A 22,513-nucleotide genomic window follows, 5' to 3' on the forward strand; every position below is an offset into this window, starting at 1 on the left:
GCTCCCACAGGTTTGGTGGCGTTGATTCAGAGACGGAAACCCTGATAGTTCTCGGTCCATTGTTGCTGGGCGGCGAGGGCGGTTTTCAGTCGACCGATCTGCTCGCGCACTTGTTGCGGCGCGGTACCGCCCCAGCCACTGCGGGCGGCGATGGCGGCTTCGAGGGTCAGGCTGTCGCGCACTTCAGGCTTGAGACGTGGATCGATCTCAGCCAGCAGCGCCGGGGACGCTTCCCACAACTCGATGTCATGTTTCTCGCAGGCCTGGACCAATGCGCCGGTGATTTCATGAGCTTCCTTGAACGGCACACCGCGCACCGCCAGCCAGTCGGCCACTTCGGTGGCGAGGGTGAAGCCCAGCGGTGCCTGACGACGCAATTCTTCAACGTTGACCTTCATGGTCGCGACCATCCCGGCCATGGCCGGCAACACCAGCAGCAGGGTGTCGACACTGTCGAGCACGCCATTTTTGTCTTCGCTGAGGTCGCGGTTGTACGACAGCGGCAGGGATTTGAGCGTCGACAACAAACCAGTCAGGTTACCGATCAAGCGGCCAGCCTTGCCCCGGGCCAGTTCGGCGATGTCCGGGTTTTTCTTCTGCGGCATGATCGAACTGCCGGTGGCATAGGCATCGTCCAGTGCGACCCAGCGAAATTGCCGCGACGACCACAGACAGAATTCTTCGGCAAGGCGGGAAATGTTGATCCCGAGCATGCTGGCGATAAACAGGAACTCGGCGACGTGATCGCGGCTGGCCACGGCGTCGATGGAGTTTTCGCAAACACCGCTGTAGCCCATTTCCTTGGCCGACTGCTGCGGCAAGCGAGCAATCGCAGAACCAGCCATGGCTGCGGCACCGAGTGGCGACAGCGAAGTGCGCACGTCCCAGTCCACCAAGCGTTGCACGTCACGCAGCATCGATTGGGCGTGGGCCAACAAGTGGTGCGCGAAAACGATCGGCTGCGCCTGTTGCAAGTGAGTGAAGCCCGGGCAGATGCTCTCGATGTGTTGCTCGGCTTGATCCACCAGCGCTTGTTGCAAGGCCAGCACTTCGACGGCCAGGGTGCGCACGTGATCACGCAGGAACAGCCGCAGGTCATTGGCGGTCTGGTCGTTGCGCGAACGGCCGGCGCGCAGCTTGCCGCCCAGTGCGCCGAGGCGTTCGGTCAGCAGGCGCTCGATGAAGGTGTGGACGTCTTCGTCGTCCAGCGTCGGCGCGATGCTGCCGGCACGGAAGTCATCACCGATACGCTCCAGGGCGTCGAGCATGGTCTGGGTTTCCTGCTCGCTCAACAGCCCTGCGCGCTGCAATTCCCGGGCATGCGCCTTCGAGCCGGCGAGGTCGTACGGGGTGAGGCGAAAGTAACGCTCGGGGCAACGGGACAAGGCCGCCAGGGCTTCGGACGGGCCGCTCTTGAAGCGGGCACCCCAGAGACGGTCGGTGGTTTGAGACATTGTTGTTTTCCTCGTCGTAAAGCGAATTGAAATCGGTATGCCGAGCCCGGAACACCCGCCGAAAATCATTCGGGCGTGGTTCGGCTCAATCAATATTCAAGGGCAGGGGAAAAGCGCAGTTGCTAAATGGCGAGAACTGATCGAAGTGTCAGTTTTTAATGGTTCGAAATCAGTGTGTTGGCACTGATCTGCGGGATTTATTAACGGTTGCCAAGCCTTGTTTTCTGTGTTCATTATTATTAGCCAGCACTGTTTTTGTTGTTGGACACAGATTGTTGAATAGGGCGCCAGAGGTAAATAAGCATTATGGAAACCCCACTTTCCAATTCCGGAAACCCGCCGCCAAAAACGGTACATCGGGCACCGCTGGCCCTCAGCGGTCTGGACTTCAAACTGCTCAAAGTATTCAAGGCTGTGGTCGAGGCTGGCGGCTTCAGTGCAGCGCAGAATGAGCTGAATGTGGGCCTGGCGGCCATCAGCAAACAGATCTCCGACCTCGAGATTCGCATCGGCATGCGCCTGTGTACCCGAGGGCGGGAAGGTTTTCACCTGACCGAAGAAGGCCGTCTGGTGTACCAGGCGTCAATCGATTTGTTTGCCTCCGTCGATAACTTTCGTGACCGGCTTAGTTCAGCTCAGAACGAACTTATTGGCGACCTTGGAGTGGGTGTTATTGATAATACGATCACGGACGCTAATTCGCCGTTAGTTGCGGCGCTGAGAAAAATAAACGAAGAGTCACCAAAAGTAAGGTTTCAACTTCAGGCGTCTCAGTTAGATGAGGTAGAAAGAGGCGTAGTCGAAGGGCGGTTAGTGGCCGGGATCGTGCCGGTTTATCAGAAAAGAGAAGAGTTCGATTACTTCCCGCTTTATGAAGAACGCTCGTACGTGTATTGCGCCGTTGGCCATCCACTGTTCGCGATGCCGGAGGCGGACATGGGCAGCAACGTGCTGCTGGATTTCGAGTGCATCAACCACCGTTACGCGATCCATCGGGACAAACTGAATTTTGCCCGCTACGACAGCTTTTCCGCGTCGGCGACTCAAGTGGAAGCCGTGGCGCTGCTGGTCAAGACCGGCCGTTTTGTGGGTTTTCTACCCGAGCATTACGCGGCAACCCTGGTGGCTCAGGGGCAGTTTCGAGCGGTGCGTCCGGACCTGATCAACATCGTCACGCCGTTCAATCTGATCCTGCGCCACAACACCGTGCGCAGTCCGCTGGTGAAGGCATTTGCCCAGGCGCTGGGTGTGGATCTGAAGGCGTCGGTTTGAGGCTAACGCAGCTTCAAGCGCATCGCGCACCGTCGTTCCCCAGGCAGACCGTGGTTGATTTCGTTGTTCAACACCGTCCTTAAACGCGAGCCTATTTCGGCCGGGCTCAATGTTTCAAAGTCGAGTTTGCGATAAAACGGTTCATTCCAGGGCAAGTCGCGGAACGTGGTCAAAGTCAGACCGTCGAGTTTCCGTTTGCGTGCGTGTTCGAGTGCCGTTAACAGCAACTTACGGCCAGCGCCCTGGCCCTGAAACTGTTGGCTGACGGACAGTTCCTCAATATGCAGTTCCCTGTCGACTTCAACGGCCCTGAGAAACCCCATAAGTTCACCGTCGGCCGATTGCGCCACCCAAACCTGCTCGTTCTCAATTGCCATTTGATGGTGTTCGGCATCGGCTACCGCAGCGTCGGCGAGCCAGGCCAATGAAGGGTCGCAGCGAAACAGCGCAGCCGCCGAACGCTCGATGGCGGGGAGGGCGGTGGCGTCGGCAGATTGGGCACGGCGTACAGTGAAATTCATACGGGCACTGTAGCTGCTGCTACTAGGGATTGACGTGCAGGAGAACGTAATCGTTTTTATCGAAACGCCCGCTCAATATCGGCGCCTGGGCTCCCAGCGCAGTGCCTTGCAGGGCGTGGTAGTCGTTCCGATCCATCATCAACCAGGCCGGCCCCTGCAGCGCTTCCAGTTCCTGAATCGATTCGGTGAACACCGGTTGCAGGTCCTGCTCGATATTGACCATGAACTTGATCGCCTTGGCATCCTTGCCCATGCCGTGCAGCACCAGCGGCGCCGGATCTTTCTGAACCTGTGCGAATGCCGCCCGGCTGAAGGTTTGCGTGTCGTAAAGCTGACGTTCGACCGGCTCGAACACCAGGATGTAAACCGACCACAGCGCCAGGACTGCGCAACCGGCCAGCATTTCGGCCCGCCAACGAGATCGGAACCACACCACTAGCGCGATGATTTGCAACGCGACAAGCACGATCAGGACCGGCACAAGGGCAGCCGGTTGCGTTGGCAGACGCCGCTGCGCGATCAGCAATCCGATGATCAACAGCCCCGGAATCAGCAACCACAGCCCTTGCATCAAGGTCCGCAACCAACCGAACACCCGACCCTGCGCCACTTGAAACGGATAGGCTGCGATGATCGCCGCCATGGGCAACATCGGCAGCAGGTAACGGGCCTTTTTCGCCTGGGGAATCGACAAGCCAATCATCACGATCAACCCGGCTGCCGTGCAGTACTGCAACAGACGCAATGCCGGACCGGCCTGCCGTGGATTCGTCAGCCAGACCGCCGCCAACACCAGCAACGCTAGCGGATAGGCGAGCGCATAGTTACCCAGCGAACGGGTGAAGTAATACAGCGAACCGCTGGCTCCCTCGCTGCCATCCATGCGCCCCAAGAACTGCATGTGCACCACGTCCTGCATGAAGGCCGGCCCGCCGCTGGTTTCGGCCAGCCACAGCAGCATGCCGACACACATCGCCAGCAACACGGTCGCCAGCAAACCGAAACCGAACAACCGTGACCATTGGCGATTGAGCAGGTAATAGCTGCACAGCATGCCGGTGGGGATTACCAGCCCGATCGGCCCGCGAATGCCGAAGCCCAGCAGCAACAAGGCAAGAAGTAACGGCAACCGACGGGGCATCGCGAAATGATCGGTGGCATAGCCCAGGTAGAACACCGAAAACGCGACGGCCGCCAGCATCAAGTCCTGGGACACGGCACGGGTTTCAGTGACAAACGTGCTGGTCAGCAACATCAAGGCGATGCTCAGCAGCGCCCAGCGTTTGGAGTACGGCGCGAGCAACCGGTACATCAATGTGACGATCACGGCGGCGGCGATGGCGCTCGGTAACCAGGCGCTGAGGCTGTTGACCTGCCCGAACGGCAGGGACAACAACCAGATGAACAGCGTCGAAAGCGCTGAGTAATCGGCATAGGGCTGGCCATAAGTGGTCGGGAAAAACGACGGCCCGTGGCGCAGCATCTCTTGGGCGAACAGCACAAACCGCGAGTCGAAACCGATCGCCGCTTGCTGATAAACCCCGGCGATGAACAGCATCAGCGCCAGCAGCCCAATCCCCAGGGACTGCCGACGAATGCCGGGCGATACCGTGTTCACGCGACGACCGAGGCCGCTGGCCATTGCTGATGGGGAATCGGCAGGTTGCGCGATTCACCGCGGCCCATCGGGAAGTACAGGAAACCGCTGCGGGCCAGGCGCTCGGCGTCGTACAGGTTGCGCCCGTCGAAGATCACCGGCGCGTGAAGCCGTTGCTGGATCAGGTTGAAGTCCGGCGCCTTGAATTGCTGCCATTCGGTGCAGATGATCAACGCGTCGGCCCCGGTAAGAACCGATTCTGGTGTGCCCATGAGCATCAGTTTAGATTCGTCCGGGTAAAGGTGTTGGGTTTCCTGCATGGCTTCCGGGTCGAATGCCCGCACATGGGCGCCAGCGGCCCACAGCGATTCCAGCAGCACCCGGCTCGGCGCATCGCGCATGTCGTCGGTGTTGGGCTTGAACGCCAGGCCCCACACGGCGAAAGTCCTGCCGCGCAAATCGCCCTTGTAGAAGGCGTTGATACGCTCGAACAGTTTGTGTTTCTGTCGCTGGTTGATGGCTTCCACCGCTTGCAGCAGGTCGCTGGAGCAGTGAGCCTCTTCGGCACTGTGAATCAGCGCGCGCATGTCCTTGGGGAAACACGAGCCCCCGTAACCGCAGCCGGGATAGATGAAGTGATAACCGATGCGCGAATCGGCACCGATGCCCAGCCGCACCGATTCGATGTCGGCGCCCAGGTGTTCAGCCAGCTCGGCGATCTGGTTGATGAAACTGATCTTGGTCGCCAGCATGCAATTAGCGGCGTATTTGGTCAGCTCGGCGCTGCGCAGGTCCATGAACATGATGCGATCATGGTTGCGGTTGAACGGGGCGTAGAGGTCGCGCATCACGTCGCGCACGTCATCGCGTTCACAGCCGATGACAATGCGGTCCGGGCGCCGGCAATCGGCCACGGCCGAACCTTCCTTGAGAAACTCCGGATTGGAGACGATATCGAACTGCAGCAGCCGACCGACCTTGAGCAGGCACTTTTCGATATGCGCGCGCAGGGTATCGCCCGTGCCCACCGGCACCGTGGATTTCTCCACCAGAATCACCGGCTGTTCACGGTGACGCGCCACCGCTTCGCCCACCGACAACACGTAGCGCAGGTCCGCCGAACCATCGTCCCGGGACGGCGTGCCGACGGCAATGAACAGCACCTGGCCGTGCTGCACCGCGAATTTTTCGTCGGTGGTGAACTGCAGCCGTTTGGCTTCCAGGCTTTCACGCACCAGGCTGGCCAGCCCCGGTTCGAAGATGCTGACGTGGCCTTGTTGCAGCAACTCGACTTTCTTCTCGTCAATGTCCATGCACACCACGTCGTGGCCGACTTCAGCCAGGACGGCGGCTTGCACCAGGCCAACATAACCGCTACCAAATACACTGATTTTCATGGAGCTCTCCTGATAGTGGGCGCGTGAGCAGGTCGAGAGTTGATGGTGATGACACCGAGGATGACCAGCGCCACCCCCAGGGTTTTCGAGAGGCTGAAGGTTTCGTTGAACAGCGGCAGGCTGGCGGCCAGCACGTACACCAGCGCGTAGCTGATGCTCAGCAGCGAATAGGCCCGAGCGAGGGGCAAATCCCGCAGGGCGGCGAGCCAGGTGAGCATCGATACGGCATAGGCGAGGATGGCGGCCAGCACGACAGCCACGGCGAACCTATCGATGCTGCCGCTGCTCAAGGCGGGTAACCATTGTTCGGGATGGGGCAAGCGGGTCATGCTCCAACGCATGCCCAACTGCGCGGCGCTGCCCAGCAGCACGCTGCCCAGGGCGAAGGCGACTCCGCGACGCAGGCTCATGCGTGTTGCCCCAGCAACGCCACGCCAGCGATCACCAGCGCCACGCCCAGCCAGTGACGGCGGTCGATGGTTTCGTGAAAGACGAAGCGGGCGACCAGTGTGATCAACACGAAATTCAGGCTGAGCATGGGATAGGCGACGCCGACTTCAAGGCGCTGCAACACCAGCAGCCAGACCAGCAAGCCCAATCCCAGAGAGGCGAACGCCAGCCACAGCCACGGCGAGCGCAGTTTTTCGCCCCAGTTCGACGTTTTGCCGCGCCAACTTTCCACGGCGTACTTCTGGGCGATCTGGCCCAGGCAGGTCAGCAGGCAGGCAGCCAATACGAGCAGCAGGCTCATGACGCCCCCTGAGGAAAGATCAGCATCACCAGGTTGCCTTGTTCATAACGTTTGCCATCCTTGGGCAGTCGTTCGATTTCTTGCAGCTCGCCATCGCCCTTGACCCGCATCACCACGCCGACCGAACCACTCTGGCGGGCTTCGCGCATCCACTGTTGCACCGTGTCCGGGTCGACTCGCTGCTTCATTGAGTCAGGATAGGCGAGGCCATATTTCAATTCGCCTATCGTGTTGTACAACGCCACGTCGGGGCGTTTCAGGCGCCAGGCCAAGGCTGACGCGGCGCCCAGGTCGTTGCTCAATAGCGTGCCGGTTTGCGCGAGTTCCTCGGCGTGTTCGAGGATGAACTGGTCGGGCATCTTGTTCGCCACCACCGAGTCGGGCAGCCCGGCGGGCAACACGCCGATCAGCAGCAAACTGCCGAAGGCCGGTGCCGCCCAGCATTGCAACGGACGGAACGCTTGCAGCAGGTTGGCCATGATCCAGCCGATCAACCCGATGAACACCAGCACCAGGTTGTGCAGTTCATGGGCATACAGCGGATTTTTCAGTTGCAGCCAGACCAGCGCAATCAGGGTGACCAGGCCCAGCATCAGGTTCAGCAGGCCATTGAGCCCCAGTGCCCGGCCCTGTTGCAGCTTCAGACGGTCCGCCAGGGCATGGCCCAGCAACAACGCCAGGGGCAGCAGGCAGGGCAAGATGTAGGTCGGCAATTTGCCGTTGCTCAGGCTGAAAAATGCCAACGGCATCAGCAGCCACAGCAACAGGAATGCGATGCCTGCCTGATGCCGGGCCTGCCACGCCTGTTTCAGCGCCGACGGCAGCAGCGCCGCCCACGGCAGACTGAACCCCACCAGCAGCGGCAGATAGAACCACCAAGGTGCGTCATGCTGGGCGTCATCCCCGGCGAAGCGGCGAATGTGTTCGTGCCAGAAGAAGAACCGCCAGTAATCGGGTTCCTGCGCGTGCACCGCCAAAGCCCACGGCAGGCTGACGGCGATGGCCACGACAATCGCCACCGGGCCGTATGTCAGCAGCTCCCGCCAGCGCTTTTTCCAGAGCATCCAGGGCAGGGCGATCAGCACCGGTAGCAGCCAGGCGAGGAAACCCTTGGTCATGAAGCCCATGCCGCAGGCCAGCCCCAGCACCGTCCAGCCGAGCAGACGCTGGCCACGGCTGATGCTGTCCAGCGCAAACCACAAAGCTACCAGGCTCAGGTTGACCCAGAAGGTGAATTGCGGATCGAGATTGGCATAGCCGGCTTGCCCGGCAACGATGGTAAAACTCATATACAGCAGCGCGCAGGCAAAGCTCTTGCGCGGTTCGTTCCACAGCCGTCGGGCGATCAGGTAACACAACAACACGCTCAGCCCGGTGCTCAGCGCCGAGACGAAACGCACGCCAAACAGGTTGTCGCCAAACAGCGCCTGGCCAATGGCGATCATCCAGTAGCCGGCCACTGGCTTTTCGAAGTAACGCAGGCTCATGAAGTGCGGCGACACCCAGTTACCGCTCAGGAGCATGTCCTGGCTGATCTGGGCGTAACGGGTTTCATCGGGAATCCATAAACCGTGGGTGCCCAGCGGCAACAAGTACGCCAGCGCCATAACGACCAGCAAAAACGGCAGTGCCCAGCGCTTGCTCATGCGCCTTGTACCCCCAGCCAGCCTTCACGGCCCTCGAGGGTGCCGCGCAAGACCCGGCCTGCCGGCAAGGTGGCGGCTGCTTCGGGCAGCAGATTGCCCAGGGGTTGGAAATGAATGTCCTGCCGGCGCGCATCGGCCAGCAGTTGACGGAAATCATTGGCCATCAGAATCCCTTCTACTTCGGCGTGGATCGTGTAGACGTTGAGTGCTTGCGGGGTGAACCGCTCAAGAATGAACGCGTTGAAGTCCTTGGCCGCGACGGTCGGGCCGACCACCTCATCGAAGGTCGGCAGGTCCACCGGAATCTGCGGTGTCCCCGAACTGCCATCAGTCAACGTCGGCCGGAACAGATGCTGGCCCCGACAATCGCTGTTGTAGCGAAAGCCAAATCCCTGTTTGGCCTCGATCACACGCTCGTCCGCCCGCCAACCGGCAGACGCCGAGCACTCGACTCTTCGCCCGAGGATGTCACTGAGGCTGTCAACGCCACGGCGAATCTGCTCGATCAACTGCGTCTCGCTCCAGCGCCCGGCATTGGCCTGCCAGCCATGGTGATCCCAGGCGTGCAGGCCGACTTCATGCCCCCCCGCCTGGGTCTGACGCATCAGGTGCCCGAGCTCGCGGCCGATCGGTTTGCCCGGCCACGCGGTGCCGGCCAGCAAAATGTCCCAGCCATACAGGCCGGCGGCGTTGGAACGCAGCATCTTCCAGAGGAACTGCGGGCGGATCAGGCGCCACAGATGGCGGCCCATGTTGTCCGGCCCGACACTGAAGAAAAACGTCGCCTTGACCTGAGCCTCATCGAGCATGTCCAGCAACCGCGGCACCCCTTCACGGGTGCCTCGGTAAGTGTCGACATCGATTCGTAGGCCTGCCTGCATCAGCATGATTCTTCTATAAATTCTCGCTGCGCGACTTCGAGCATGGCCTCGCGCAAGAAGAAGTCCAGCGTGTTGCCGATGGTCTCGCTCATCTGCACTGTTGGTATCCAGTCAAGCAGACGTTTGGCATTGGCGATGCTTGGTTTGCGGTGAGACACGTCCTGATAGCCGGTGCCGTAGAAGGCCTTGCTTTCGACATCGCGGAAACCGGCGAACGGCGGGAAGTTGGCGCGCAGCGGGTGAGCCTCGAACTGGCGCAGCAGTTCTTCGCCCAACTGACGAATGCTGGCTTCGTTGTCGGGGTTGCCGATGTTGATGATCTGGCCGTTGCAGGCGTCGTTCTCGTTATCGATGATCCGCGCCAGGGCTTCGACGCCATCGGCGATGTCGGTGAAGCAGCGTTTTTGCTCGCCGCCGTCGAACAGACGAATCGGCGTGCCTTCCACCAGGTTGAGGATCAGTTGGGTGATGGCCCGGGAACTGCCGATGCGCGCGGAATCCAGTCGGTCCAGGCGTGGGCCCATCCAGTTGAAAGGGCGGAACAGGGTGAAGTTCAAGCCTTTCTGGCCGTAGGCCCAGATCACCCGGTCGAGCAACTGCTTGGAAGTCGAGTAGATCCAGCGTTGCTTGTTGATCGGTCCGACCACAAGGTTGGAGCTGTCTTCGTCGAAGTTGCCGTCCTGGCACATGCCATAGACTTCGGAGGTCGACGGGAAGATCACGCGCTTGTTGTACTTGACGCAATAGCGAACCAGTTTCAGGTTCTCTTCGAAGTCCAGTTCGAACACGCGCAGCGGATTGCGCGTGTATTCGATCGGCGTGGCAATCGCCACCAGCGGCAGGATCACGTCGCACTTCTTGATGTGGTACTCGATCCATTCCGAGTGGATGCTGATGTCGCCTTCGACGAAGTGGAAGTTCGGATGGCTGCGCAGCCGCTCGATGGCGTCCGAGCCGATGTCCAGGCCGTACACTTCATATTGGTCGTTACGTAGGAGGCGTTCGGACAGGTGATTGCCAATGAAGCCGTTGACGCCAAGGATCAGCACCCGGGTGCGACGCGGCCCACAGCCCGATTCGGCACCACGCAAAACCGAACCATCGACCAGCCCCAGTTCGCTGGCCAGTTGCGGGCCGCTAAGGTACAGACCGTTGTCGTTACGCTGGCCGGCGTTGATCAGCAGCGAGCCTTCGCCGCAGGCGATTCGCAGTGGATCAACGCTGATGACCCGGCCGGGAGCCTGGCCTTCGTTGCCCTTGACAACGTCCGCGTCCCAGACAATCAACTTGTGCTCGCCAACCGCGCAGAAAGCGCCGGGGTAAGGCTGGGTCACGGCACGCACCAGATTGAACAGCTCTTCAGCCGGTTTGTTCCAGAGCAGTTTGCCGTCCGCCGGGGTGCGACGGCCAAACACCGTGGTTTGGGATTCATCCTGTGGGGTTTCGCTGAATGTGCCCTGAAGCAGCGCAGGCAAGGTGTCGCGCAACAGATCGATGGCGGCCAGGCGCAATTTGCCGTGCAGGGTCAGCGCGGTGTCGATGCGCTCAATCGCCACTCTTTGCTGGGCGATGATCGTACCGGCGTCGGCACGCTTGACCATGCGGTGCAGGGTCACGCCGGTTTCCGTTTCACCGTTCACCAGCACCCAGTTGGCCGGTGCCCGGCCACGGTAGCGAGGCAGTAATGAGCCGTGCAGGTTGAACGCACCTTTACTGGCCGTGGCCAGCAGTGGCTCGCTCAACAGATTGCGGTAGTAAAACGAGAACAGGTAATCCGCCTTGAGCTGGCTGATGCGCTCGATCCACAGTGGATGGTTGACGTCTTCCGGAGCGTGCACCGGGATGCCTTTGCGCGCGCACAGTTGCGCAACCGAGCCATAGAACGCGTTTTCCTTCGGGTCATCGGGATGGGTGAACACGGCGGCAATCTCGTAACCCGAGTTGAGCAGGGTTTCGATGCCGGCACAGCCAATATCGTGATAGGCGAAGACAACAGCTTTTGCGCTCATGAGAGAACCTGATCTGAAGAAGTGGAAGTGAGGCCGTCGACGGTGACAACGGGAGCCGGGGTAGAGGGGTGGCTACGCAGAACCTTCTCGATAAAGAACCGTGGACGCGCCCGGACGTCGCTGTACATGCGCCCCAGGTACTCGCCCAACAGGCCCATGCCGATGAATTGCCCACCGGTAAAAATGAACAGCACCGCAAACAGCACAAACAAACCGTCGCCGGCCCATTCGGCGCCGAAGACCAAACGCAGGACGATCAGCATGACGGCGAACAGCAAGCCGAGGCCGGCCATGCCGAAGCCAACGATGCTCAGCAATCGCAGCGGTGTGGTGGTCATGCAGGTGATCAGGTCGAACATCAGGCTGATCAGGCGCATCGGGCTGTATTTGGATTCGCCGTGTTCGCGCTCGGCGTGGGTCACCAGGATTTCCGTGGTGTGCCGGGCGAAGCTGTTGGCCAGGATCGGGATGAAGGTGCTGCGTTCGCGGCAGGCGAGCATGGCGTCGACGATGGTCCGGCGATAGGCGCGCAGCATGCAGCCGTAGTCGGTCATGGAAACGCCGGTGGAACGCTGCACGGCGAGGTTGATCAGCTTCGACGGCCAGCGGCGCAAGGCCGAGTCCTGACGGTTGTTGCGCACCGTGGCAACCACGTCGTAGCCCAGTTCGGCCTGAGCCACCAGCCGGGGGATTTCTTCCGGCGGGTTTTGCAGGTCGGCGTCAAGGGTGATAACCACATCGCCCTTGCACTGTTGGAAACCGGCCATGATCGCCGCGTGCTGGCCGTAGTTACGGTTGAGAATGACCGCCACCACCGGGCTGCACTCGCGACCGGCAGCGTCCTCGAGAATGTGCGCCGAGTTGTCGCGACTGCCGTCATCGACCAACACGATTTCGTAATCCTGGTGCAGTTGCTGGCACGCCGCTTCGGTACGCCGGAGCAACTCGGGCAGGCTGTCTTGCTCGTTGTAGACCGGAATGACGATCGACACGCAACGGATCGGATAAGGTTTCACAGGCTTTTGTCCACTATGTTTTCAATGGCGTCGACGACACGACCGACGTCATCGGTGGTCATGTCGGGGAACAACGGAATCGAACACAGCCGCGCCGAATTCCATTCGGTGTGGGGCAGGTAGATGTTGGGGAAGCGGCGGCGGTACCAGGTGTGCAGGTGGGTGGCGATGAAGTGAATGCCGGTGCCGATGTTCTGTTCCTGCAAAGCCTTCATGAACGCCTCGCGGTCCAGCCCGCAGTGCCGGGCGTCGATGCGCAGAATGAACAGGTGCCAGGCGTGCCGCTGCGCATACGCCGGAATGGCCAGCGGTTGCACCGGTAAGCCTTCCAGGCGCTGCAGATAGGTCTGGGCCAACTCCGTGCGTTTGGCGTTGATCGCGTCCAGACGCTCCAGTTGCACCAGGGCGATGGCCGCGTTGATGTCGGCCAGGTTGTACTTGAAGCCAGGCTCCATCACCTGGGCCTGGGGTTTACGACCATGGCTCAGGCGGTCGTAGGCATCCACGCCAAGGCCATGAAACTTGAGCATGCGCACTCGAGTGGCCAGGGCTTCATCGTCGCTGACGAACATCGCGCCTTCGGCGCAGGTCATGTTCTTGATTGCGTGGAACGAGAAGATCGCCGTGCCTTGGGCGCCGACGTGCCGACCTTTGTAGAACGTGCCCGCCGCATGCGCTGCGTCTTCGATGACGGCGATGCCGTGTTTGTCAGCCAACGCGTAGAGCGGATCGAGGTCGAACGCGGCACCGGCGTAATGCACCGGAATGATTGCCCTGGTGCGCGGCGTGATTGCCGCTTCGATGCTCGCCAGGTCACTCATCAACGTGTCGCGATCAACGTCGACGAAAACCGGCGTCGCGCCGAGCAGGCAGATCATGTTAGCGGTCGACACCCAAGTCTGGGACGGTGTGATGACTTCGTCGCCGGGACCAATTCCCAATGCCAGTAATGTGATGTGCATGCCGCCGGTGGCTGAGGACAATGCGACGGCATGGCGACAGCCGACATAGTTGGAAAAGTGCTCTTCCAGTTGCTGGTTTTTTGGCCCGGTAGTGATCCAGCCGGAGCGCAGTACTTGTTCTACCGCGGCTATTTCTTCATCGCCGATACTGGGGCGGGAGAAGGGGAGAAACGCCTGATTCATAGTAATCTCCGGGCGAACGAAGCCCTTCAGCGAAATCGCCGAAAGAAGCGTGTTTTCAAAGACTTAGCCGATAAGCCAAGAAGCCATCAATTGACTTTCCCGGCCATGACCGGCAGCGTGACGGCCCAGCGGGCTCGTCGAATGAAGGGAAGGTTATGCCCGTTTTTGTCAAAGGAACATGAAAAACCGGTAGGCGAATCGTTTATCTGAAGCTCATACAGCCACTGTTCAGACTTCTGCCGTTTATCCCGTTTTTTAGCGTAAAAGCCCGACAGAAGTGCCTCGCTTTATATTAAGTACATTTCATCGTTTAGTTGTTTTGTTGAACTTTATTCATTTTCAAGGCCGTTTCATTGATTGACTTACCTGCTACTGAATCCATCGTTTCAAAAGCCAACCCATTGACCCTGTACCTGACGCGTCTGGCGCCGTCCAGCCAGTTGACCATGCGTTATGTATTGCAGGACGCCGCCGACCGTCTGGACTTCGAAGACGTGAACATCGAAGAGATTCCCTGGCATCAACTGCAGCCCGAGGATGTCGTCGCACTGGTGGCGACCTTGAGCGAAGACGGCTACGCACCCAATACCTCGTCGCTCTACGTCAATGCGGTGCGCGGGGTGATGAACGAAGCGTGGCGCATGAGCCTGATCAGTCAGGAACACCTGCTGAAAATGCGCTCGGTCAAAGGCGTTGCCGGCACGCGACTGTCCCAGGGGCGCAACCTCAAGCGCACCTTGATTCGCGACTTGATGGAGGTGTGCGCCGCCGATCCACGGCCACAAGGGCTACGGGACGCGGCCATCATCGGGATTCTGTACGGTTCGGGGATGCGCAAATCGGAATCGGTGAATCTGGATCTGGACCAGGTGGATTTCACCGAGCGCAGCCTGTGCGTCACCGCCAAGGGCAACAAACAGCTGATCAAATACGCACCCGCCTGGGCCTTCGCCAAACTGGATGCGTGGCTGGAATTGCGGCGTTCGCAGTTAAAAGAGGGCGAAACGGACGACCCGTTCCTGTTCAACCGCATCCGCCGTGGCAGCCACATTACCCGCGAGCGCATCACCAAGCATGCGATCTACTACATTGTCCGGCAACGCGGCGCACAGGTCGGGGTGAAAATCATGCCGCATGATTTCCGGCGGTCGTTCATTACCCGAGTGATTGAAGAGCACGACCTGTCGATTGCGCAGAAACTGGCCCATCACAGCAACATCCAGACCACCGCCAATTACGATGTGCGCGACGACAACGAACGCCGTCGGGCGGTTGATCGCTTCGATGTGTGAACCACTATCAGGACGCTGAAGGACACCCTTTTTGGGAGCCGATCGCCTGACTGATAGCAGCAGCTAACCGTTTCACATTGTTTTGATGGGCCACCACCAAGTCATCGATGCTCGCACCGGAAGGGGTCTGCAACGTGCTGCGACAGGTGATCAGTGCGGTATCGCCGGCACCGAAGCTGCGCAGGCGCCATTTGACGTCAATCAACGCGTATTGCCCGGGAATCGAATCGAAGCGTTGCACATCCAGGCGCAACGACACTCTGCGTTGCGGGTTACTGTTGACCAGTTGATCGACCAGGGCACTGCGCAATTCATCCACCAGGCTCGCCGCCCACCATTCGGTTTCGAGGATCGCCACACCGCTGTTGCCTTGGCGGATGACAATCTGCGGCCGGTCGACCTGGGGCGGCACCGTGATGCTTTCGATCTGGATCTCCGCGCTGCTGTTTGCACCGCTCAGTTGGGCCGGGGTCAGGGTGTGGAACTGAATCGGGTCGCTGCGGCAAGCGCTGAGCAGTAACAGTGCAGTGACCAGAGAGATCTTCAGTGGAATAGCCATGGGGGTTGCTCCTGTGGTCAGTTGCGCGGGGGCGCCTTCATATCCATCGGTGCGGCATTGTCGGGACGGCCGCGAATCAGTGATTCCGGATGCCGGCCCAGGTAGTCCGAGAGCTCACGCAATGAGCGAGACATGCGCCCGAGTTCGTCCAGGGTCTGAGTCAACTGTTCTCGTTGCGGCGAATCCTCGGCCAGGGTCGAACTGGCCGATTGCAAGGTCTTGCTGACGTCCGCCAGGGTGGTCTGCACGCCGGGCAAGGTCCTGGCATTGAACTGCACGAGCCCTTTGCGCAGTTCGACGAGGTTGCTGTCGAGATTGCCGGCGATGCGTTCGATTGGCAGTTGGTTGATCTTGTTGACCATGCTCTCCAGTTTCTCCTGCAACTGTTCGAGGCTGCCAGGAATGGTGGGAATGACGACAGGCCGGGCGGCTGGATCGAACACGACTTTCTCCGCGTTGGGGTAGAAGTCGAGCGCGATGTAAAGCTGACCGGTCAACAGATTGCCGCTACGGGCCTGAGCGCGCAGGCCGTTGTCGATGAAACTGCCCATCAACTTGATACTGGCGGCTTCATCATTGGGATCATGATTCAAGGCCTTAAGCATCTTGGCATGGGCCTGGCCGAGTCGTTGTGGGTAGATCACAATGCCGACATTGACTGGAAAGCTGCGTTTTTTCGCGTCGAAATCGAGATTGACCGAGACGACCTTGCCAAATTCGATGCCGAGGAATTCCACCGGCGCGTCGATCTTCAGCCCGCGCAAGGCCTGATCGAAGCGCAAACTCAGGTACTGGCCCTTGCCATAAGGAGGCGCGAGGGCGGTATGCTGGTCTTCGAACAGGTCGAAGGCTTTATTCTCGCTGGCCGGCTGATCATTGGGGCTGTATTCCGGCGCGCGAAACGCGATGCCTCCCACCAATAGGGACGAGAGGGATTCAGTCTTCACTGCAAACCCATTGGCACCCACGCTCACATCGATGCCGCTGGCGTTCCAGAACCGGGTGTTTTCAGTGACGTAGGCGTCATTGGGCGAATGCACGAAAATTTCGATGTTCACCCCTTTGCCGTCGGCATCCAGCGCATACGCCACTACTTGCCCGACCGGGATCTTGCGGTAGTAGACGGAGGAGCCGATATCCAGCGAGCCGAGGTCTTGAGTGTGCAGCATGAAGCGTTTGCCCGGTTCGCCATAGGTAATGGGCGGCGGGTTTTCCAGACCGATGAAGTGTTTGGAGCGGATACTGGCCTGGCCGATGTCGGCGCCAATGTAGTCGCCCGACAGCAGGGTATCGATGCCCGAGACACCGCCGGCACCAATACGCGGGCGCACGACCCAGAATTGCGAGTCTTCGCGGGTGAAGCTTTCAGCCTGTTTTTCGAGTTTGATCGTGGCGTTAACGCTTTTTTGATCGTCGCTCAGCTCTACTTCCGATACATGGCCGATGACTACGTTGCGATACTTGACCTCGGTTTTGTTGGCCGTAAGGCCGCTACCGGTCTTGAACGTGACGGTGATGGTGGGGCCTTCCTGCATCACGTTGTGTATCACCAGGGAAATCCCCACCAGTACCGCAACGATCGGCACGATCCACACCAGCGAAACGCTGAAGCGACGGGTCTTGATATTGGCCTGGCCGGGGGCTTGCGGCCCATCAGTGGCTTGCGACTTCATCTAAGACCTCCTAGTTGTGGTTTTTCCCGCGCCTTATCCCGCTCTTTATCCCAAATAAGCCGCGGGTCGAAGCTCATAGCCGATAGCATGGTGAACACCACCACCAGACCAAAAAACAGAATGCCCGGGCGCGGTTCGATATCGCCCAGGGCCTGGAATTTCACCAGCGCTGCCACCAGCGCGACAACAATCACGTCGAGCATTGACCAGTAGCCGATCAGCTCGACGAAACGGTAAAGCTTCGAACGTTCCTTGCGCGCCCAAAGGCTGCCGCGTTGCACCGTGATCAGCAGCAGGGAGAGCGCAACGAACTTGATGCCCGGCACTGCAATGCTAGCGATGAAAATGATCAGGGCAATATCCCACGCACCATGTGCCCAGAACTCCAGCACACCGCTCATGATGGTGCTGTCGGAGCCGCTGCCGAACAGACTGGTGTTCATGACCGGAAGCAGATTGGCCGGGATATAAAACACCAGTGAGGTCAGGAGGTAGGCCCATGTGCGAGCCAATGAATTGGCTTTACGGGCATGCAGTGGCGCGCCACAGCGTTGGCATTCGTGAGGGTTGTCGGTTATGTCGCAGGCCAGGCCGCAGCTGTGGCACAGGCACAGGTTGAGTTCGCTGGCGAGCGGTGGCCTGTTCATAGGATGTCCCACAAATCACGGACATCGCGCCCGGCGATGCGAATCAACAGCAGGCTGAGAACGGCCAGGGCAAACAGGCCGATGCCGGGTATGACATCCAGCAACCCTGCGAGTTTGAACACCGCGACCATTGCGCCCAACAGACAGACCTCAAGCATGCTCCACGGCCTGAGGGTTTCCAGCCAGCGCATGCACACTTTGAAACCGGGCGAGCGCCGATGTACGAGGGCGAAGCTCAGGACCCAGATCAGCAACACCAGTTGAAAAAACGGCGCGATGATGATGGATATCGCCGCCACCAGTGCAATAAAGGTGATCGGCCCCTGGCTCAACGCCAATACCGAATCCCACAGCGTCGCACTGTTTTTCAGGCCTTTCAGGCTGATGCTCATGACCGGATAGAAATTGGCGAAAATCCACAGCACGGTCGCCGTGAAGGCCAAGGCCAGGCGCTGCTCCACCGACAGACCGTTATAACGCTGGAGCACGCCGCCGCAGCAGGTGCACAGGGCTTTTTGATGTTTGGCGAGCGTGACTTTTTCATACACGCAGTCGCAGTGCTCGCAAATGATCAGTTGGTCAGTCGTAGCCATAGGCCGCACTCGCCAGGAGGCAGGAAAGTCAGAGCACTCCCTCAATATAGAAGTGACTTGCGATTGAGCAAATTAAAAGACAGATCAAGGGGAGGTAATGATCAGATGGGTATCAGTGGCGAGGTGATTGTCCCGAACTTCAGCCGAGCAATTCGCGCAGGCGATACCAGAACATGCCGAGGGCCAGCAGCGGTGAACGCAGGACTTTTCCACCGGGGAAGGTCATGTGTGGCACGGCGCTGAAAACATCCAGCCCCTGGCTATGCCCGGCGTGAATCGCTTCAGCCAGCAACCGTGCGCACCAATGAGTCACGTTCAGGCCATGACCGGAGTAACCCTGGGCGTAGAACACGTTCGGGTACTGGCTCAAACGTCCGGCCTGGGGAAAGCGGTTGGCGGTGATGCCGATCATGCCGCCCCATTGATAATCGATGCGCACGTGCGCCAACTGCGGGAAGACCTTGAGCATTTTTGGCCGCATATAAGCACCGATGTCAGCCGGATCGCGCCCGGAATAATGGCAGGCACCGCCGAACAACAAGCGTCGATCCGCCGAGAGCCGGTAGTAATCGAGGCCGACTTTCTGGTCGCACAGCGCCAGGTTCTGCGGGATCAATTGCGCAGTAACCTCAGGTTCCAAAGGCTCGGTCGCGATGATGTAACTGCCTGCCGGTAAAACCTTGCCGCTCAGGCGTGGTTCGAGTTCCTCCAGGTGCGCGTTGCAGGCCAGCACCAGACTGCCGGCGCGTACCGTGCCACCTGCGCAGCGAACCTGCACGGTGCTGCCGTGAATCAACTCCAGCACCGGGCTCTGTTCAAAGATCCGCACCCCGAGGGATTCGGCAACGCGCGCTTCGCCGAGCACCAGATTCAGCGGATGCAAATGACCCGAACCCATGTCGATCAGGCCGCCGGCATAAACATCTGAGCCCACCACTTGCTGGCGTATCTGTTCGGGGCCGACAAGTCGGGTTTCATGGGCGTAACCCAGTGTGGCGAGGCTTTGCTGTTCAGCCTTGAACGCCTCAAACTGCGCCGGGGAGTTGGCCAGCTCGCAGAAACCCCAGCGCAGGTCGCAATCGATCCCATGCTCGCGGATGCGGTTGCCCACCAGTTCCACCGACTCGATTCCCGCACGCTCCAAATAGCGCACGCCGTCCTGACCGACATATCGGGCGAAACCTTCGACGTCATGGCCAATGCCGCGGATCAGTTGCCCGCCATTACGCCCGCTGGCGCCCCAGCCGATTCGCCGGCCTTCCAGCAGAATCACCGAGAGCCCACGCTGCGCCAGTTCAATCGCGGTGTTGACGCCGGTAAAACCGCCGCCTACCACGCAGACATCGGCCGTGAGGTCGGAGGCCAGCACGGGGTAGGGCGCCAGGCTGTTGGCCGACGCGGCGTAATAGGAATGAGCGTGTTCGTTGTCGTACTGATTCATTGGTTGGACTTCACTTTGCTCCAGGAACGGGTCATCAGACGCATGATCGGCTGGGGCGGGGTGGTGGAGATGTAGAGTTTGTCGAGGACTTCCTGAGGAGGATAGACCTCTGGATTATTGACCAGCTCCGGGTCCATGTATTGCTTGGCCGCCGGGTTCGGATTGGCGTAACCCACCGAGGCGCTGACCTTGGCGATTACCTGCGGATCCAGCAGGTTGTTGACGAACGAGTGGGCCTCTTTCGGGTTGCTGGCGTCGGCAGGAATCGCCAACAGGTCAAACCACAAGTTACTGCCTTCCTTCGGGATTGAGTAGGCGATGTTCACACCGTTTTTCGCTTCCTTAGCCCGGTTCGCCGCCTGGAACACATCGCCCGAATAGCCGAACGCGACGCAAATGTCGCCATTGGCCAGGTCCGACACGTACTTGGACGAATGGAAATAGGTGATGTAAGGCCGGATGGTCATCAGTTTGGCTTCGGCCTTTTTAAAGTCCGCGGGATTTTCGCTGCGTGGGTCCATGCCCATGTAGTTCAGGACCGCCGGGAACACTTCATCCGCCGAATCCATCATCGACACGCCGCACTGACTGAGCTTCTTCAGGTTCTCCGGTTCGAAAAACACCGCCCAGGAATCGATGCGATCGATGCCCAGCACCTGCTTGACCTTGTCGACGTTGTAGCCAATGCCGTTGGTGCCCCACAGGTACGGCACCGAATGCTCGTTACCCGGATCGTTTTTTTCCAGCAAGGCCAGCAGTTTCGGGTCGAGGTTTTTCCAGTTGGGCAGCTGCGAGCGATCCAGTTTGAGGAACGCGCCGGCCTTCACCTGGCGTGCAAGGAAATGGTTGGAGGGCACCACCACGTCATAACCCGTGCGGCCGGCGAGCAGTTTGCCCTCCAGGGTTTCGTTGGAATCGAATACGTCGTAGATCACTTTGGTCCCGGTTTTGGCCTGGAAGTCGGCGAGGGTGGTCTCGCCGATGTAATCGGTCCAGTTGTAGACGCTCACACTTGGCTGAGCCTGCGCAGTGGCACTGAACAGCAACACCAACGCGACCGGAACCACGGACTTCAATAAACGCATATCGACACCTCTTTTAGTTATTGGGTTTTCAGGCGTTTCTTGATCGTTCCCACGCTCTGCGTGGGAATGCAGCCCGGGACGCTCTGCGTCCCATTGGAACGCGGAGCGTCCCTTGAGGCATTCCCACGCGGAGCGTGGGAACGATCGTCAGGGGGGTTAGACGCTGAGCAGCAGGAACTCCCGCTCCCAGGAGCTGATCACGCGCTTGAAGTTTTCGTGTTCGGCACGCTTGACCGCGACATAACCCCGGACGAATTTGCTGCCCAGATAACGCTCGATGGTTTCGCACTCTTCCATGCGCGTCAGTGCGTCCTCGATGGTGATCGGCAGGCGCAGATTGCGTCGCTCGTAGGCGCGGCCCTGCACCGCGGCGCTCGGTTCGACCTTTTCGACCATCCCCAGGTAGCCGCACAACAGGCTCGCGGCAATCGCCAGATAGGGGTTGGCGTCAGCGCCCGGCAAGCGGTTTTCCACGCGCATGGCGTCTGGGCTTGAGGTCGGCACGCGCAGGCCGACGGTGCGGTTTTCTTCGCCCCATTCAACGTTGACCGGTGCCGAGGTGTCCGGCAGGAAGCGGCGGAACGAATTGACGTTGGGCGCGAACATCGGCAGCACTTTGGGAATGTACTTTTGCAAGCCGCCGATGTGGTGCAGGAACAGCTCGCTCATCTGTCCGTCGGCATCGGCGAAAATCGGCTGGCCAGTGGCGATGTCCACCACGCTTTGATGGAGATGCATGGCACTGCCAGGTTCATCACCGATGGGTTTGGCCATGAAGGTCGCGGTGACGTTGTGCTTGAGCGCCGCTTCGCGCAGGGTGCGTTTGAACACAGTGATCTGGTCCGCCAGGTCCAGCGCATCGCCGTGACGGAAGTTGATCTCCATCTGTGCCGGGCCGTCTTCGTGGATCAGCGTGTCGAGGTCCAGGCCCTGGAGTTCGCACCAGTCGTAGACGTCTTCAAACAGTGGATCGAACTCGTTGGCGGCGTCGATGGAAAACGACTGACGACCGCTTTCTGCACGGCCCGAGCGTCCCAGTGGCGCCTTGAGCGGCAAGTCCGGGTCTTCGCAGCGCTGGGTCAGGTAGAACTCCATTTCCGGCGCGACAATCGGCTTCCAGCCTTTGTCGGTGTAGAGCTGCAGGACCTTCTTCAACACGTTGCGTGGCGACAACTCGATGGGATTGCCGAACTTGTCGAACGTGTCATGGATCACGATGGCGGTCGGCTCGATGGCCCATGGAATGACGTAAACCGCGTCGGCGACGGGCTTGCAGACCATGTCGATGTCGGCCGGGTCGAGCAGGTCGTAGTAGATGTCATCGTCGACAAAGTCCCCGGTTACCGTTTGCAACAGCACACTTTCCGGCAGGCGCATGCCTCGCTCATGCAGGAACTTGTTGGTGGGTGCAATCTTGCCGCGAGCAATGCCGGTCAAGTCGCTGACCACACACTCGACCTCGGTAATCTTGTGATCTTTCAGCCACGTGAGCAGCTGATCGAAAGGGACATTCATAAAGACCTCGTTGTTGGTT

20 protein-coding genes are annotated in these 22,513 nt (G+C 59.7%); 2 read left to right on the forward strand and 18 right to left on the reverse strand.

The genetic code is table 11. The features are described from left to right. Positions 1 to 26 precede the first annotated feature (26 nt). Positions 27 to 1,454 carry an argininosuccinate lyase gene (argH, locus tag PSH88_RS14505; RefSeq protein WP_223484255.1) on the reverse strand — a complete coding sequence of 476 codons (1,428 nt, stop codon included), beginning with the start codon at positions 1,452 to 1,454 and terminating at the stop codon, positions 27 to 29. A gap of 306 nt (positions 1,455 to 1,760) precedes the next feature. Between argH and PSH88_RS14510 the strand changes: the two genes are divergently transcribed. Continuing rightward, on the forward strand, positions 1,761 to 2,726 hold the full coding sequence (locus tag PSH88_RS14510; protein WP_305426922.1) for a LysR family transcriptional regulator: 966 nt from the start codon (positions 1,761 to 1,763) through the stop codon (positions 2,724 to 2,726). Positions 2,727 to 2,728: 2 nt separating this feature from the next. On the opposite strand, the gene PSH88_RS14515 is transcribed toward PSH88_RS14510, so the two are convergent. From PSH88_RS14515 to arnB, 10 genes are read right to left on the reverse strand one after another with little or no spacing between them, the layout of a single operon-like run. Next, positions 2,729 to 3,247, reverse strand: a complete 519-nt coding sequence (locus PSH88_RS14515) for a GNAT family N-acetyltransferase (RefSeq protein WP_305426923.1) — start codon at positions 3,245 to 3,247, stop codon at positions 2,729 to 2,731. A gap of 22 nt (positions 3,248 to 3,269) precedes the next feature. Then, the gene (locus PSH88_RS14520; RefSeq protein WP_305426924.1) at positions 3,270 to 4,889 is read right to left on the reverse strand and encodes an ArnT family glycosyltransferase; all 1,620 of its coding nucleotides are present in this window, start codon (positions 4,887 to 4,889) and stop codon (positions 3,270 to 3,272) included. Continuing rightward, positions 4,862 to 6,241, reverse strand: coding sequence for a UDP-glucose dehydrogenase family protein (locus PSH88_RS14525; protein WP_305426925.1), 1,380 nt, complete (start codon positions 6,239 to 6,241; stop codon positions 4,862 to 4,864). The genes PSH88_RS14520 and PSH88_RS14525 overlap by 28 nt, the downstream gene beginning before the upstream one ends. Then, the gene (gene arnF, locus PSH88_RS14530) at positions 6,238 to 6,651 is read right to left on the reverse strand and encodes a 4-amino-4-deoxy-L-arabinose-phosphoundecaprenol flippase subunit ArnF (protein WP_305426926.1); all 414 of its coding nucleotides are present in this window, start codon (positions 6,649 to 6,651) and stop codon (positions 6,238 to 6,240) included. Before arnF ends, PSH88_RS14525 begins: the two co-directional genes overlap by 4 nt. Beyond that, positions 6,648 to 6,992, reverse strand: coding sequence for a 4-amino-4-deoxy-L-arabinose-phosphoundecaprenol flippase subunit ArnE (gene arnE, locus PSH88_RS14535; RefSeq protein WP_305426927.1), 345 nt, complete (start codon positions 6,990 to 6,992; stop codon positions 6,648 to 6,650). Before arnE ends, arnF begins: the two co-directional genes overlap by 4 nt. Beyond that, positions 6,989 to 8,638, reverse strand: a complete 1,650-nt coding sequence (arnT, locus tag PSH88_RS14540; protein ID WP_305421111.1) for a lipid IV(A) 4-amino-4-deoxy-L-arabinosyltransferase — start codon at positions 8,636 to 8,638, stop codon at positions 6,989 to 6,991. Before arnT ends, arnE begins: the two co-directional genes overlap by 4 nt. Then, positions 8,635 to 9,519 carry a 4-deoxy-4-formamido-L-arabinose-phosphoundecaprenol deformylase gene (arnD, locus tag PSH88_RS14545; RefSeq protein WP_305426996.1) on the reverse strand — a complete coding sequence of 295 codons (885 nt, stop codon included), beginning with the start codon at positions 9,517 to 9,519 and terminating at the stop codon, positions 8,635 to 8,637. The genes arnT and arnD overlap by 4 nt, the downstream gene beginning before the upstream one ends. Beyond that, complete coding sequence (gene arnA / locus PSH88_RS14550) at positions 9,519 to 11,528, reverse strand: bifunctional UDP-4-amino-4-deoxy-L-arabinose formyltransferase/UDP-glucuronic acid oxidase ArnA (protein WP_305421113.1); 2,010 nt, start codon at positions 11,526 to 11,528, stop codon at positions 9,519 to 9,521. Before arnA ends, arnD begins: the two co-directional genes overlap by 1 nt. After that, on the reverse strand, positions 11,525 to 12,544 hold the full coding sequence (gene arnC, locus PSH88_RS14555; protein ID WP_305421115.1) for an undecaprenyl-phosphate 4-deoxy-4-formamido-L-arabinose transferase: 1,020 nt from the start codon (positions 12,542 to 12,544) through the stop codon (positions 11,525 to 11,527). Before arnC ends, arnA begins: the two co-directional genes overlap by 4 nt. Continuing rightward, positions 12,541 to 13,689 (reverse strand): UDP-4-amino-4-deoxy-L-arabinose aminotransferase, encoded by a 1,149-nt coding sequence (arnB, locus tag PSH88_RS14560; RefSeq protein ID WP_305483558.1) that lies wholly within the window; start codon positions 13,687 to 13,689, stop codon positions 12,541 to 12,543. The genes arnC and arnB overlap by 4 nt, the downstream gene beginning before the upstream one ends. Positions 13,690 to 14,042: 353 nt before the next feature. On the opposite strand from arnB, the gene PSH88_RS14565 reads away from it, so the two are divergent. Next, positions 14,043 to 14,981 (forward strand): site-specific integrase, encoded by a 939-nt coding sequence (locus tag PSH88_RS14565; protein WP_370694646.1) that lies wholly within the window; start codon positions 14,043 to 14,045, stop codon positions 14,979 to 14,981. Between the two features lie 7 nt (positions 14,982 to 14,988). On the opposite strand, the gene PSH88_RS14570 is transcribed toward PSH88_RS14565, so the two are convergent. The 7 genes from PSH88_RS14570 to PSH88_RS14600 all read right to left on the reverse strand — a co-directional run bounded on the left by PSH88_RS14570 (position 14,989) and on the right by PSH88_RS14600 (position 22,494). After that, positions 14,989 to 15,540, reverse strand: a complete 552-nt coding sequence (locus PSH88_RS14570) for a PqiC family protein (protein WP_305421116.1) — start codon at positions 15,538 to 15,540, stop codon at positions 14,989 to 14,991. A gap of 17 nt (positions 15,541 to 15,557) precedes the next feature. Beyond that, on the reverse strand, positions 15,558 to 17,213 hold the full coding sequence (locus PSH88_RS14575; RefSeq protein WP_305421118.1) for a PqiB family protein: 1,656 nt from the start codon (positions 17,211 to 17,213) through the stop codon (positions 15,558 to 15,560). Then, positions 17,210 to 17,860: a paraquat-inducible protein A gene (locus PSH88_RS14580; RefSeq protein ID WP_305421120.1), complete on the reverse strand. Its 651-nt coding sequence runs from the start codon at positions 17,858 to 17,860 to the stop codon at positions 17,210 to 17,212. Before PSH88_RS14580 ends, PSH88_RS14575 begins: the two co-directional genes overlap by 4 nt. Further along, positions 17,857 to 18,453 (reverse strand): paraquat-inducible protein A, encoded by a 597-nt coding sequence (locus tag PSH88_RS14585; protein WP_305421122.1) that lies wholly within the window; start codon positions 18,451 to 18,453, stop codon positions 17,857 to 17,859. The genes PSH88_RS14580 and PSH88_RS14585 overlap by 4 nt, the downstream gene beginning before the upstream one ends. 139 nt (positions 18,454 to 18,592) lie before the next feature. Then, complete coding sequence (locus PSH88_RS14590) at positions 18,593 to 19,894, reverse strand: NAD(P)/FAD-dependent oxidoreductase (protein ID WP_305421124.1); 1,302 nt, start codon at positions 19,892 to 19,894, stop codon at positions 18,593 to 18,595. Further along, on the reverse strand, positions 19,891 to 20,979 hold the full coding sequence (locus PSH88_RS14595; RefSeq protein ID WP_305421126.1) for a polyamine ABC transporter substrate-binding protein: 1,089 nt from the start codon (positions 20,977 to 20,979) through the stop codon (positions 19,891 to 19,893). The genes PSH88_RS14590 and PSH88_RS14595 overlap by 4 nt, the downstream gene beginning before the upstream one ends. A gap of 156 nt (positions 20,980 to 21,135) precedes the next feature. After that, positions 21,136 to 22,494: a glutamine synthetase family protein gene (locus PSH88_RS14600; RefSeq protein WP_305421128.1), complete on the reverse strand. Its 1,359-nt coding sequence runs from the start codon at positions 22,492 to 22,494 to the stop codon at positions 21,136 to 21,138. Between the last annotated feature and the right edge of the window lie 19 nt (positions 22,495 to 22,513).

The organism is Pseudomonas wuhanensis, from assembly GCF_030687395.1.
Taxonomy (GTDB): Bacteria; Pseudomonadota; Gammaproteobacteria; order Pseudomonadales; family Pseudomonadaceae; genus Aquipseudomonas; species Aquipseudomonas wuhanensis.